Here is a 13,055-nt window from a genome sequence, read left to right as displayed (position 1 = left end):
GTGGTAATGTATAGATGAGCTATATGGGCCACGGACTGACGACAGGAGTTTAAGAATGAATGAATCAGAAGTTAAGAAAAACGCGTTCGCCATGCCCCTTTGCAGCCCATCTTATCCACCAGGTCCTTATCGATTCATCAATCGTGAATTTTTAATTGTTACTTATGAAACTGATATCGATTTGCTTCGTGAAGTTGTCCCTGCGCCATTAGAAGTCGTTGAGCCCCTGGTAAAATTTGAAGTGATCCGAATGCCTGATTCAACTGGTTTCGGTGATTATACCGAGTCAGGTCAAGTCATTCCCATACGTTACAAGGGCAAGGCTGGTAGCTATACTCACGCTATGTATTTAGATGATCTGCCTCCCATCGTGGGTGGACGTGAAATTTGGGGCTTTCCTAAAAAGCTTGCTCAACCCAGATTAACCGTTGAAAAAGAAACCCTGCTTGGTTCACTTGATTACGGTTGTAATCGAATTGCTACAGCCACTATGGGTTATAAATATCAAACGTTGGATTGCAAAAAAATTGCTGAATCCCTGATAGCACCCTGTTATTTATTAAAAATAATTCCACATGTTGATGGTACTATACGCATTTGTGAATTGGTTGAATACGAATTGACTGATGTCATTATTAAGGGAGCATGGACTGGGCCTGCCCAGTTGGAATTGTTTCATCATGTTATGGCACCAATTGCTAAACTGCCCGTGAAAAAAGTTGTGAATGCCGTTCATATTCTCTCTGATCTGACTCTACCTTATGGCAGGGTAGTCCATGATTATCTGAAATGAACGCGTAAGAAAGAATTCATCAAGTTTCAGATAAACGTGTTGAATTCTTATAATTAATGCTTCAAAATCAAGTAGATAGCTTTTTCAGGGAAAATAAATGCTAATTTTACTGGGATATCTGGTAATACTACTTTCCGTTTTCGGCGGCTTTGCTTTAGCTGGCGGACATTTGGCAGCAATCATGCAACCTGTCGAATTATTAATTATTGCCGGGGCCGCCACTGGTTCTTTAATCGTTGGTAATAAAGCCAGTGTTTTAAAATCAATCGCCAAAGCACTACCCAATGCCTTCCGCAGCGAAAAATCAGCCAAGATTATGTATCGAGATATCCTCGGTCTGCTATACGCCCTACTCAATAAGGCTCGGCAAGAAGGTCTTATGTCACTGGAATCCGACGTTGACGAACCAGCAAATAGTCCAATTTTCACTAATTTCCCACGCTTAATGGCGAAACACCATTTAATTGAATTCATGTGCGATTATTTTCGCTTGATCATCACCGCCAATATGCAGCCTTTTCAACTGGAATCACTGATGGAAAGTGAAATTGAAACCAATCATGAAGAGGAATTGATTCCGGTACACGCCATTACCAAGCTAGGAGACGGCATGCCAGCGTTTGGTATTGTTGCTGCCGTATTAGGCGTCGTACATACCATGGAATCAATTAATTTACCGCCGGCTCAACTTGGCGTGCTGGTAGCACAGGCTTTAGTTGGAACCTTTCTTGGTATTTTATTAGGCTATGGTTTTATCGGTCCATTAGCAACAGCGATAGAACAACGAGCTAACGAAACACAGTTGATGCTCAATTGCATTAAAGTAACTCTGTTGGCCAGCGTACACAATAATCCACCTATTATAGCGACTGAATTTGGCCGAAAGGTTCTATTTTCAAATGCAAGGCCTTCCTTTAACGAACTTAATGAAGAAATTAAAGCAGTCAAAACGAGTAGCTAGGTAGGTAGGAATCTATGGCTGGTAATAATAGTGAAAAAAACCTCATCGTTATAAAAAAATAAAAAGACACAGTTCTGGCCACCATGGTGGCTCCTGGAAAATTGCCTATGCTGATTTTGTGACTGCCATGATGGCTTTTTTCCTATTAATGTGGCTGCTGGCGTCTTTAAATAAAGCACAAAAAGATGGCTTATCAGAGTATTTCAAACAACCGCTTAGGATAGCCTCCATCGGTGGAGACAGCATGGGAGCCAGGAAAGAAACCATCAATGGTGGAGGCGACAATTTCAAGAAAAAAGATGGTCAAGTAGCAGGAAGTAATCAGGAAAGCGCTGAGATGAAACAGCTAGAGCAATTAAAAACAGATATCATGTTGAGCATGGATAACGATCCGTCTCTATCCGAATTGAAAAAACGCCTTCTAATGGATGTTGTTTCCGAAGGATTACGCATTCAACTTATTGATAATCAAAATAAACCTATGTTTGGCATGGGTAGTGATGAGATTGACCCTGACATGTTAGTGGTGCTTGATAAAATAGCCAAACTATTACAACACATGCCCAATAAAATAACTATTCAAGGTCATACAGACGCTCATCCTTATCATAACCCTGAAGACTTAGAGCAGAGTAATTGGGAGCTATCAACCCAACGGGCTAACACGGCTCGCCGTGCCTTAATCAAATCAGGTCTGCAAGAAGAAAAAGTCATGCGCGTAACTGGTTATGCATCCACTGTTTTACTCGATAAGAAAAATCCTTTAAACCCCAATAACCGTCGCATCACAATTATTGTGATGAAAAAAGAAGCAGAAGCAAAGGTTATTAAAAACGACTGATAGCAATACGTTAAAAAAGCCTTTGCGGATAAGGACTACAATGCCTGCTACTATTAAACACCCCCCTTCTCTCTAATATTATTATGTTAGAATTTTCACCACCTTCTTAATATTAACAAACACATCTCTTATGACTAAAGAGCAATATAAAATTAGACTTCTTACGAAACTCGCTGCATTGAGGGCAGTGCGAGAAGAAACGGCGCGCAGAACCGTAGTGTACAAACCAGTACCTGCGGATTCGTGCACCGTATCGACGAAGCAATGTTCCAATTCAGTAGAGTTTCGTAAGAAATCTGTTGTAGGGCTAACAGCCCTTGGTGGTGCTCTTGAATTCTATGATTTTACTATCTATGCCTTGTTTGCCCCGTATATCAGTTATCATTTTTTCCAACTCAAACCGTCTTGTTGCCTTATTGAATACCTTTGTCGTCTTTGCACTAGGTTATTTAGCTCGTCCTTTAGGCGGCATTGTATTTGGCCATTTAGGCGATAAATTTGGCCGTAAATCGGCCTTTTCCTTGTCTGTATTTATCATGGCTACTGCAACGTTGCTTATGGGATGTTTACCTGATTACCAAGCCATTGGGATCACAGCTCCTCTTAGCTTAATCGGTCTTAGATTGCTGCAAGGTTTTTCAGTCGGTGGCGAGATCCCTGGCGCTGCTATTTTTATCTTTGAACATGTGCCGTTAAACAAACGCGGATTTTCGATTGGACTTGTATTCATGTGCATTACTTTAGGAAATTCCCTTGGTGCTTTAGTTGGCTTATTTTTAACGTTCTTCCTAAGCCAGGAACAGATGCTGGCCTGGGGTTGGCGCATACCTTTTATCATTGGCTTCCTATTAGGCATTATTAGTTATGTCATTCGCAAAAGAGCATTTGAAACGCCTATATTCCTAACTATGCTGGAAAAAAAGGGCCTCCAAGAAAAACCATTATCAACCTTATTACAATCATCCCGAAAAGAATTACTTCGTGCTTTTTTACTCACTGCTGTTTCATCAAGTACTATTTCTCTTTTTCTCTATCTGCCGACCTATTTATCGACTGTGCTTCACACCAAAGTTACTCACGCTTACCTAGTCAATTTAATTACTTTTTAAGTTTCGGTCTCATGACAGCTTTTTGGGGTTGGAGTTCTGATTATCTTAATAGGAAAAAGCTCTTGGTTGTTGGTGCTTCGTCGTTAATTATATTGAGTTATCCTTTATTTTGTGGCTTAGCCGTCTGGGGAGAATCCTTTATTTGGTTATTTAGCTTGGGATTTGCCACATTCGCAGGCATGATCAATGGAAGTTATGTGGTACTCATTACTGAATCATTTCCACCATCTATTCGTTATTCAGGGGTAGGTATGAGTTATAGTTTGGGCATTGCGATCTTCGGTGGTATCGCCCCACTTGCATTTACTTGGCTTCTCTATTCTTTACAGATTACTGAAGCACCGGCGCTTTATTTATCGTGCTGCGCAATACTGACATTAGCGGCTCTTTTAACCCGCCCTCGCAGCAATGAAATAATTCACCTCAACGTAGAGCCAATTATTACAGTAAATTAAGGGCCATTTACATGTCTACTGTCTTGGCGCTTATGGCTTACACCCATGCTATGATTATTAAGAGTTAACTTAATAGTAGAGCAAGGAACCCACCATGAAAACGAGGCCAGTCTACATCGCAGGAGGAGTGCGGACTCCTTTTGTAAAGTCCATGACCCACTACAGTAACGTTTCAACTCAAGATTTAATGACGGCTTCGCTGCAAGAATTAGTCAAGAACATGCATTTAGAGAGCAGAATTCTTGGTGATGTTGGGCTTGGCGCCGTAATGAACAGCTCCTTCAATTGGAACCTGGCACGAGAATGCGTCCTAGGCTCCTCACTTGATCCTCATACCCCTGCTTATACCTTGCAACGAGCCTGTGGAACCAGTCTTGAAACAACGTTGCAAATTGCGCTTAAAATAGCTAATTATCAAATCGATGATGGTATTGCAGCAGGGGTAGATTCAAACAGTGATTTACCCATCCTGTTTAAACCCTCTTTTACCCAAAAATTACTTGCCTTGCATAATGCCAAAGAGTTCTCTAGCAAATTAAAAATAATCGCGTCATTTCGTCCTACTGATTTTAAACCTCAACTCCCGGCAGTTGTCGAGCCCCGAACAGGTCTATCAATGGGACAACATACAGAAAAAATGGTTAAAGAATGGGGTATTAGCCGCCAAGCCCAAGATGAATTAGCTCTCATTAGTCATCAAAATGCAGTTAATGCTTATGAAGAAGGTTTCTATGATGATCTTGTTTTCCTTTTATGCGTTTAAAACGAGATGCCTTTTTACGCCCTGATACGACCATGGAAAAATTGGCTAAATTAAAACCCGCTTTTGATCGCAGCGGCGCGGGGACCTTAACAGCAGGTAATAGTACTCCCCTCACTGATGGTTCGGCCGCAGTGTATTTATTATGTGAGGATATTGCCAAAAAATTTAATCATCCAATACTTGCTCGTTTTGTCGATGCACAAGTTGCTGCGGTTGATTTTGTCGGTGGAGAAGGTTTACTCATGGCACCGACTAAGGCTGTTAGTGAATTATTAAAACGCAATAAATTGACCTTGCAAGACTTCGATTTTTATGAAATTCATGAAGCGTTTGCCGGCCAAGTTCTTTGTACTCTCAAAGCCTGGGAATCTGATGAATATTGTAAAAGAGTGCTCGATCGTAACCAAGCACTTGGATCAATTGATAAAGCAAAGATGAATATTAAAGGAGGCAGTGTTGCCTTAGGACACCCTTTTGCCGCTACAGGAGCACGTATTGTTGCCAATCTTGCCAAATTGCTGCATCAACGAGGTAGTGGTCGAGGATTGATTTCTATTTGCACAGCAGGCGGCATGGGAGTGGCAGCCCTTATGGAGGCGATATAACGAACAAAACTAATCGCAAATCTGCATGATCTTGATCTGAAATCCCATTACTCCTTAGATTTTATTTAAAGACTGTTTATGCGGTCTCTTTGTTTGCAGTACCTACAAAGTAATAGTTATTACTATTAAAAAGTAGTTATTTCACTCAAATAATTATCATTTCTGATTTATTAATCAAGCAGATTGAGTTAAAGTATAGGCGCGTGTTTTACTGGACAGCAAACTATGAAGCCCTTGACTCGTGACATTTTACTAACCCTCTCAGTCAAATTTTTATTACTCATTGCGCTGTGGTGGGTTTGTTTCAAAGATGTAGAAAAGTCTTCAAAAAATACACAGCAATGGCTGCTGGGTGCTAGTTTGCCATCTGATACGGCACTTATCGCTAAAAAGAAATCGTGAATTAACGCTACATTTTCCTTTTAGCCTTATAAACCTCCAACTTTTGAGGTAATGCTGATGATTCCTGGTAGTGAAATAGTTGATCTTTCCCGTCTGCAATTCGCGCTTACTGCACTTTATCATTTTCTCTTTGTTCCATTAACTTTAGGCCTGTCTTTATTATTGGCAATTATGGAAACAGTTTATGTGATGACTGGCCGAGAGATTTGGCGTCAAATGGTTCGCTATTGGGGCGTATTATTTGGCATCAATTTCGTTTTGGGAGTCGCAACTGGTTTAACGATGGAATTCCAATTTGGAACGAATTGGGCTTATTACTCACATTATGTTGGCGATATCTTTGGTGCACCCTTGGCAATTGAAGGACTGATGGCTTTCTTTCTAGAAGCCACCTTTGTTGGTTTATTCTTCTTTGGCTGGGATAAATTAAGTAAATTTCAACATATGTGTTGCACTTGGTTACTTGCGTTAGGCACCAATTTATCCGCATTATGGATCTTGATTGCTAATGGTTGGATGCAAAATCCTGTTGGTGCAAAATTTGACTATCAAACAATGCGTATGGAAGTCAGCGATTTTGCTGAAGTCATGTTCAATCCTGTTGCACAAGCAAAATTTGTTCATACAATCAGTGCTGGTTATGTCACCGGAGCTATTTTTGTCCTGGCTGTTAGTGCTTATTTTCTCTTGCGCGGCCGCAACAAAGAATTAGCTAAACGTTCCATGACGGTCGCTGTTTCTTTTGGTTTAGCCTCTGCTTTATCGGTAGTCGTGTTAGGTGATGAAAGTGGCTATCTCTCGAACTCTAACCAAAAAATGAAATTAGCGGCCATAGAAGCCATGTGGCGGACTGAAAAAGCACCTGCCGGGTTGACAATCTTTGGCATTCCAAATGAAAAAGAGATGAAAACCGATTATGCCATTGAAGTTCCCTACGTCTTGGGGATAATTGCCACCCGTTCATTTAATGAACAAATGGAAGGTATTTACGATCTTATTGAACAAGGAAAACAACAAATTCGTGAAGGCATCCTGGCCTATGATGCTTTAACTCGTTTGCAGAAAAACCGCAATGATGAAGCGGCGAAAGTTGCATTTGAGCAACATGGTAACTATTTGGGCTATGGCTTGTTACTTAAGAAATATACCGAAACGGTAACCGACGCTAGCGAAGAGCAAATTACCCAAGCTGCTCAGGATCTAAAACCGAATGTCATCCCGCTCTTTTTCTCCTTCCGCATTATGGTTGCTTGCGGAATTTTCTTTATTCTCTTATTTGCTACTGGTTTCTACCTCATTATTAGACGCCAAATACATATTAAACGCTGGTATTTACACATTGCGTTCTGGTCATTGCCTTTGCCATGGGTCGCAGCAGAACTTGGTTGGGTAGTAGCCGAATACGGACGTCAACCCTGGGTTGTCCAGGGTATTTTACCCACTTTTATGGGTACTTCTTCTCTTCATGTATCGCAATTGCTTACTTCTCTAGCTGGTTTTATCCTGTTCTACACCATCCTCGCCATAGTTGAAGTCTATTTGATGGTGAAATATATCCGTCTTGGTCCCGATGGGATGCAACATCAAAGAGGAGAAGCATAAAATGCCTTTAGATTACGAAACATTACGTGTCATATGGTGGGTCCTGTTAGGTGTACTGCTCATTGGTTTCGCTGTGATGGATGGCTTTGATCTTGGGGTTGCCATGTGGTTACCCTGGCTTCCTAAAACCGATTGGGACAGACGAGTCCTTATTAATAGCATTGCTCCAACTTGGGAAGGTAACCAAGTGTGGTTTATCTTGGGCGGTGGTGCAATCTTCGCGGCATGGCCCATGCTCTACGCAATTTCCTTTTCAGGCTTTTATTTAGCAATGTTAGTTATCTTGCTTGCTCTGATTTTGCGCCCAGTAGGCTTTAAGTACCGATCCAAAATATCCCATCCTGTATGGCGTTCTTTTTGGGATTGGGCCTTGTTTGTAGGTGGATTTATTCCTGCACTAATTTTCGGAGTGGCTGTTGGCAATGTATTGCAAGGTGTTCCCTTTCATTTTGATGACAGTTTACGTCCTTTCTATACAGGCACTTTCCTTGCTTTGTTGAACCCCTTTGCTTTATTGTGCGGTTTACTTTCTGTATTCATGCTTGCAATGCATGGTGCCTTCTTCATTAATGTCAAAACAGAAGGATATCTCCAGCAAAGCGCAAGAACTGCAGGGAGAGCATGCGCTGCATTAACAATTGTTCTATTTATCTGCGGGGGATTGTGGGTTTATTATGGAATTGATGGTTACATTTTAACTAATTCGCCGTTGCATGATGGGCCATCCAATCCACTCTATAAAACTGCTGTACGTCATGCAGGAGCTTGGTTCTCTAATTTTCAGGACTTGCCTCTTGCCTCGCTTGTACCGATACTAGGTATTGCCGGTGCTCTCTTAGCCATAATAATTGCAGCAAAAGCCCGCTTGGCTTTTATTTTAGTGCTGTTTCTGTCATTGGTATAATCGCAACCGTCGGGGTTAGTATGTTCCCATTCATTCTGCCCTCGTCTTCTAATCCCGAGCAAAGTTTAATTGTCTGGGACAGTTCATCCAGCCAATTGACACTTTTTATTATGTTGATAGCAACAGTAATTTTCTTACCTATTGTTTTAATCTACACCATCTGGGTTTACCGTGTATTACGCGGTAAAGTAACCGTTGAAACGATTAAGGCCAATCAGGAAACAGCCTATTAGGAGTTATTAATCATGTGGTATTTTTCTTGGATTTTGGGTACAGGATTAGCCTGTACCTTTGCTGTGTTAAACGCAATCTGGCTTGAATTTCATGAAAACGATAAAGATAACGCTGCTAACGTATCAAAAGCATCAAACTAAAGTGAGTGCTAATAGATAGAAGGTTATATGCTCGTGCTTCCCCGTCTGCGCGCATAGACGGGGAACTACTTATCAAAGTGCCCTCTCATTTTTTATGCAATAACCTATCTGCTACATAACGCCCAACCAACTGTCCCATAAGAACAGCAAGATAGGCTTGGCCTGTAAATGACTCAAACCAGGATAAGGTTTGTGCAATTGGACTTTTAGGAACGATATCGCCAAATCCCAACGTGGTGAGCGTTACAAAAGAATAATAAATCATTGTATTCTCAGTCATACCAACTAAACCCAAAAATGCCCCGGGATCCAACATATAAACAAACAGATCAAGATAGGCATAGGCCAGTCCAATAAAAAGATAAGCGGATAGTGAACCAAATAAAGTAGTCGCACTAATTGTTTTATCAGCCAAGGTATAACGTAAGCAACCTGCGGTCATCAACAAAAATAAAAGGTAGCAAAAAATGTCTTGATTGCTCCCACCCATGATTGAGCCAACCATAAACTAACAACAATAAGCAATATCTCAATAAGGGCGATACCAATCATCAATAACAGCAGTTTATTTCCTCGCTCACTGATTACTGCCAAACTACATAGAATTAGAATCAAAAAATAAATCGGTAACTCTTGATAGCTGAAATTGTGATTCCAAGGCTTTTGAAAAACAAAAAGCAACAATACAAAAAAGAAATAAAAATCGTAGACGTTTAATGAATTTGGTTAAATGAAATAGGCGTTTCATTACTGATCCCAGGCGTGAAATCATCCTTTCAGTGTTTCTTAAGTATCTCTGTGCAGTCAATAAAGATCAACCGCCTTATATCATCAGACTGTAAGCAGCGCCTAAATGATGTCATTATGGTCTAAAATTAACTTAAAAGGAGATTAACTACGTGTTTTACAGCGTAGTTGAAGTATTTATCTTACAGCAACGCTTTATTCAGGAGTACAGTCATGAATCATGAAGATGAAGCACTTACTATCTCAAATCCGCGTTTACTCTCCGCTGTTTATTTCGCTTTGTTGGCAGTCATAGCGACTGTAATGATTGATCTATTTTTCTATTCTATAGGATTGGAACGACTGTTACCAACCTTTCAAGCGATTCTTTTAGCAGTCATTATAGCAGCCTGTTTTGGGGCTATTTTCGGAGAGCTTATTGTTCATTGCCCTCAACCTTACCGCCGTAAAACTTTTTTATGGGGATTTTTAATGGTTATTGCGGCCTTGCCTTTTTATGATCTAGGCTTCCTTTATCTGCTTAAGGGATCCTATAGCCATTCTTTTGAGGGCTCAACCTTCAGCAATTTGTTTATTATGTATTTGTTTGTCTTGCTATACAGTTTTATACTGGCAGGGTTGTGGCTCGCTATTGCAGCAGGATTTGCAGCGATGTATTTACGTGGACATTTAGTTTACGACATACTACATTCAAAAAATCAGCGGCAAACAACGCCTGTTTCTTTGCAACAAAAAACAGTAGCTATGAAGCGGACTAAGAAAAATAAAATAATAACTCACTAAGTGGCGAGTGCTATGACATTAAAACTGACAACCAAAATCCATTAAGCCCCAAATTCGCTGGGGCTATTTTCTTTGCTATTTTCGCTGTACTGTTCATATTGTTTACTAAATACACCTTATTATCTCTAAAAGACGGTTTATTACTCCCTCTTTTACCCACGTTATTAATCGCTGCAATTACCGGCGCTTTTGCAGGAGGTATATTTGGTGAAATTTTAGCAAAAAAAGCTCTTGGTTGCGTCCTTTTTTCATTGGTATTTTACTAGCGTGCCTATCACTTATTTTAGGTAGTTTAGGTGTATTGACTCACTCTTACATAAACAATCCCAATTTTTTTGCCCGTTTTCACCAATGGCAAGACTATTTTGTCGTGTATGGTGTGGTGTTATTATCCCTAACCTTAACCATTGGTCTATGGCTCATCCCTCTTACAGGATTGGTCGCCATTTATTTTAATAAGCATTTTTTCCCAGGGTTACTCGCTGTGGATGAAAAGCGGCAACTGGAAAACAGACAAAACAAAACTGATTCCACTAAATCTGATGAATAATAAAACCCAGTTATTAACTCTTATGCGAGAAGGGGCTCTTGTAATTACCCCTAACAATCGCTTAAGCACAGAACTGTTAAATGATTTTTTTGCTGCAGTGCCTGTTTCCGTTCAAGATAAACCTCGATGTTTTCCATACAGGGCGTTTTTATTAGATACGTTCAAAAAATAAGTCACAAAAACCCGCACACTCATTACCCTATCGTATTAACAACGCAGCAACTCCGCCATTTATGGCGACAAATACTTAGCAGCCAGGTATCACTTCCTGTTAACGAAGGCTTATTAAACGCCGTTGAAGAGGCATGGACACGTTGTAATTTATGGCAACTTGATTTTCATCACCAGGCATTTTCTTACACGGCACAAACTCGCCAATTTCAACAATGGGCGTTGCAACTTCAACAAGAACTCAACAAACTGGGTGCAATAACAGAAGATGAATTAGCAACTTATCTATGTGCCCAACAGAATATGTTAGACGCTCAACCCTTAATCTGGGCTTGTTTTGATGATTACACACCTCAACAAAAAGCACTGCAAAAACAATTTAATGCTCAAGGCTGCCAAATCTATCATTATGATTTGGCCCAGCAGCCAACCATTAGTTATCAATACAGTGCACAAAATGACGATGATGAACAGCAACAATTGATACATTGGCTAAAGAGGCGCTTAGCCCAAGGAGAAACTCATCTTGCAGTCGTTGTTCCCGATTTACAAATTCAATCCAAACGCTTGCAACGTCTTTTACAACAACAGTTTCCAGTGGAACAATTCAACCTTTCTTTAGGTCAAACCTTGGCAGATTATCCTTTAGTCGCGCACGCTTTATGCTGGTTACAGCTTGATGGCAAAACAATAACTGCTCAGCAAGCCCGCTTACTATTACATTCGCCTTACCTTGCCTCCTCACAAACAGACATGTTAGCAAGAGCGCAATTTATGGAAGACAGCTCTGCATTACGAGAATTCAATATTGCCCATAGCACTTTGATTAAAGACTTACATCATACCGTCCCTAAACTTGCTCAAATCTTGGAAAATATGACGGCCTATCCTGAACAAGGCTCCCCACAAACTTGGGTGAGTGCATTTAAGGCACGGCTCGCAGGGATGGGATTTCCTGGTGAATATCCGCTCGACTCTGCAACGTATCAATGTTATCAGCGCTTTTTAATTGTATTTGACGAATTTAAACAATTGGCGCTAATCACACCAAGTATGGACAAAGAACAAGCTATTCTGACGTTCAACGAGTTACTCAAATCAACTATTTTTCAACCCCAAAAAGCTAAAGCGGTTATCCAGATTCTTGGTTTATTAGAAGCATCCGGTTGCCTATTTGAAAGTCTTTGGGTCACTGGTCTTACTGATCAATGTTTACCGCAAAAAGCAAGGCTATCTGCTTTCATACCTATTTCCTTGCAGCGTGCTCATTCAATGCCACATGCAGACCCGACACGTGAATTACAATTAGCACAAAAAACCATAGCAAGGTTAAAAAATAGTAGTGCGCATACAGTATTTAGCTATTCTCGCTTAAGCAAAGATCAGCCGAATATGCCAAGTCCCTTGCTCATAGATTTAGAACCCTACCATGCGCCACTTATTGAAACAGTAGCTCATCAATCGCAGCTAACAAATTTCAATGAAACCTATTACCTACCACTGACCGCTTATGAGAACATTAGTGGTGGCACCGCTATCTTGGCAAATCAGGCCAAATGCCCGTTTCGGGCCTTTGCCGCACACCGTCTCCATGCAAGAGCAGCCACCGACATATCAACTGGTCCAGATGCCATGGAGCGTGGCCAGTTAATTCATAAGATCATGGAGTTATTATGGCAAACGCTGCAAAATCAAGAAAACCTTTTAGCGCTTGATGAAGACCAGTTAAATGAACGCATTGAGAACGCCATTACCTTAGCCATAGAACCCTTGGTAAAACAAAGACCTTCCTCTTTTTCAAGTCTGATACAGGACGTTGAATTATTAAGACTTAAACGATTAGTTCATGCCTGTCTGACATGGGAACGACAACGCCCACCGTTTAGCGTAGATGCTTTAGAACAAACATTTACCATTAATCTTGCTGGAATAGATTTTTATGTACGGGTAGATCGCTTAGATAACGTCGCAGAGAATAAAAAATGGGTGATCGAT

Annotated in this window: 14 protein-coding genes and 1 pseudogene (1 of these 15 running past the window's edge); 14 read left to right on the top strand and 1 reads right to left on the bottom strand. The window is 40.7% G+C overall.

The genetic code is table 11. The features are described from left to right. The first annotated feature begins 55 nt into the window (after positions 1–55). The 11 genes and pseudogenes from BN58_RS18805 (at position 56) to cydX (ending at position 8,809) form a co-directional block, all read left to right on the top strand. Positions 56–793: an acetoacetate decarboxylase gene (locus BN58_RS18805; RefSeq protein WP_019218153.1), complete on the top strand. Its 738-nt coding sequence runs from the start codon at positions 56–58 to the stop codon at positions 791–793. 97 nt (positions 794–890) lie between these two features. Beyond that, complete coding sequence (motA, locus tag BN58_RS18800) at positions 891–1,754, top strand: flagellar motor stator protein MotA (protein WP_019218152.1); 864 nt, start codon at positions 891–893, stop codon at positions 1,752–1,754. A 58-nt stretch (positions 1,755–1,812) separates the two neighbouring features. Beyond that, positions 1,813–2,595 carry a flagellar motor protein MotB gene (gene motB / locus BN58_RS27245; RefSeq protein ID WP_051131963.1) on the top strand — a complete coding sequence of 261 codons (783 nt, stop codon included), beginning with the start codon at positions 1,813–1,815 and terminating at the stop codon, positions 2,593–2,595. Between the two features lie 338 nt (positions 2,596–2,933). Further along, positions 2,934–3,704 carry an MFS transporter gene (locus BN58_RS29210; RefSeq protein ID WP_232220803.1) on the top strand — a complete coding sequence of 257 codons (771 nt, stop codon included), beginning with the start codon at positions 2,934–2,936 and terminating at the stop codon, positions 3,702–3,704. An 11-nt stretch (positions 3,705–3,715) separates the two neighbouring features. Further along, entirely contained in the window at positions 3,716–4,159 is a 444-nt protein-coding gene (locus tag BN58_RS29205; protein ID WP_156812636.1) for an MFS transporter, read from the top strand. Positions 4,160–4,253: 94 nt separating this feature from the next. Continuing rightward, the gene (locus BN58_RS35385; protein WP_269570469.1) at positions 4,254–4,922 is read left to right on the top strand and encodes a thiolase family protein; all 669 of its coding nucleotides are present in this window, start codon (positions 4,254–4,256) and stop codon (positions 4,920–4,922) included. Further along, positions 4,913–5,527, top strand: coding sequence for a thiolase family protein (locus BN58_RS35380; protein ID WP_019218148.1), 615 nt, complete (start codon positions 4,913–4,915; stop codon positions 5,525–5,527). Before BN58_RS35385 ends, BN58_RS35380 begins: the two co-directional genes overlap by 10 nt. 225 nt (positions 5,528–5,752) lie before the next feature. After that, the gene (gene cydP / locus BN58_RS32045) at positions 5,753–5,929 is read left to right on the top strand and encodes a cytochrome oxidase putative small subunit CydP (protein ID WP_019218147.1); all 177 of its coding nucleotides are present in this window, start codon (positions 5,753–5,755) and stop codon (positions 5,927–5,929) included. Between the two features lie 57 nt (positions 5,930–5,986). Continuing rightward, the gene (locus tag BN58_RS18775; RefSeq protein WP_019218146.1) at positions 5,987–7,531 is read left to right on the top strand and encodes a cytochrome ubiquinol oxidase subunit I; all 1,545 of its coding nucleotides are present in this window, start codon (positions 5,987–5,989) and stop codon (positions 7,529–7,531) included. Between the two features lies 1 nt (position 7,532). Beyond that, a pseudogene (gene cydB, locus BN58_RS27230) lies at positions 7,533–8,668 on the top strand (cytochrome d ubiquinol oxidase subunit II). 12 nt (positions 8,669–8,680) lie between these two features. Continuing rightward, on the top strand, positions 8,681–8,809 hold the full coding sequence (cydX, locus tag BN58_RS30290) for a cytochrome bd-I oxidase subunit CydX (RefSeq protein WP_019218145.1): 129 nt from the start codon (positions 8,681–8,683) through the stop codon (positions 8,807–8,809). Between the two features lie 85 nt (positions 8,810–8,894). Here the strand turns inward: cydX and BN58_RS27225 are convergent, their stop codons facing one another. After that, on the bottom strand, positions 8,895–9,299 hold the full coding sequence (locus BN58_RS27225; RefSeq protein WP_198009974.1) for a potassium channel family protein: 405 nt from the start codon (positions 9,297–9,299) through the stop codon (positions 8,895–8,897). Between the two features lie 470 nt (positions 9,300–9,769). Between BN58_RS27225 and BN58_RS18745 the strand changes: the two genes are divergently transcribed. The 3 genes from BN58_RS18745 to BN58_RS27215 all read left to right on the top strand — a co-directional run. After that, positions 9,770–10,339, top strand: a complete 570-nt coding sequence (locus tag BN58_RS18745) for a hypothetical protein (protein ID WP_019218142.1) — start codon at positions 9,770–9,772, stop codon at positions 10,337–10,339. Between the two features lie 235 nt (positions 10,340–10,574). Continuing rightward, on the top strand, positions 10,575–10,889 hold the full coding sequence (locus BN58_RS27220) for a hypothetical protein (RefSeq protein WP_019218141.1): 315 nt from the start codon (positions 10,575–10,577) through the stop codon (positions 10,887–10,889). 126 nt (positions 10,890–11,015) lie between these two features. Next, positions 11,016–13,055, top strand: the 5' portion of a protein-coding gene (locus BN58_RS27215; protein ID WP_051131960.1) for a PD-(D/E)XK nuclease family protein. The gene runs 12 nt beyond the window's last position; the window shows 2,040 of its 2,052 coding nt (coding positions 1–2,040); the start codon lies at positions 11,016–11,018; the stop codon falls past the right edge of the window.

Source organism: Legionella tunisiensis, assembly GCF_000308315.1.
Taxonomy (GTDB): Bacteria; Pseudomonadota; Gammaproteobacteria; order Legionellales; family Legionellaceae; genus Tatlockia; species Tatlockia tunisiensis.
This window is presented reverse-complemented; position numbering and strand designations above follow the sequence as displayed.

What these genes read in the sequence shown, in the direction of transcription:
- BN58_RS18805 (WP_019218153.1), top strand. Translation starts at nt 56, where the DNA reads ATGAATGAATCAGAAGTTAAGAAAAACGCGTTCGCCATGCCCCTTTGC.
- motA (WP_019218152.1), top strand. Translation starts at nt 891, where the DNA reads ATGCTAATTTTACTGGGATATCTGGTAATACTACTTTCCGTTTTCGGC.
- BN58_RS29210 (WP_232220803.1), top strand. Translation starts at nt 2,934, where the DNA reads ATGATTTTACTATCTATGCCTTGTTTGCCCCGTATATCAGTTATCATT.
- BN58_RS29205 (WP_156812636.1), top strand. Translation starts at nt 3,716, where the DNA reads ATGACAGCTTTTTGGGGTTGGAGTTCTGATTATCTTAATAGGAAAAAG.
- BN58_RS35385 (WP_269570469.1), top strand. Translation starts at nt 4,254, where the DNA reads ATGAAAACGAGGCCAGTCTACATCGCAGGAGGAGTGCGGACTCCTTTT.
- BN58_RS35380 (WP_019218148.1), top strand. Translation starts at nt 4,913, where the DNA reads ATGCGTTTAAAACGAGATGCCTTTTTACGCCCTGATACGACCATGGAA.
- cydP (WP_019218147.1), top strand. Translation starts at nt 5,753, where the DNA reads ATGAAGCCCTTGACTCGTGACATTTTACTAACCCTCTCAGTCAAATTT.
- BN58_RS18775 (WP_019218146.1), top strand. Translation starts at nt 5,987, where the DNA reads ATGATTCCTGGTAGTGAAATAGTTGATCTTTCCCGTCTGCAATTCGCG.
- cydX (WP_019218145.1), top strand. Translation starts at nt 8,681, where the DNA reads ATGTGGTATTTTTCTTGGATTTTGGGTACAGGATTAGCCTGTACCTTT.
- BN58_RS27225 (WP_198009974.1), bottom strand. Translation starts at nt 9,299, where the DNA reads ATGGGTGGGAGCAATCAAGACATTTTTTGCTACCTTTTATTTTTGTTG.
- BN58_RS18745 (WP_019218142.1), top strand. Translation starts at nt 9,770, where the DNA reads ATGAATCATGAAGATGAAGCACTTACTATCTCAAATCCGCGTTTACTC.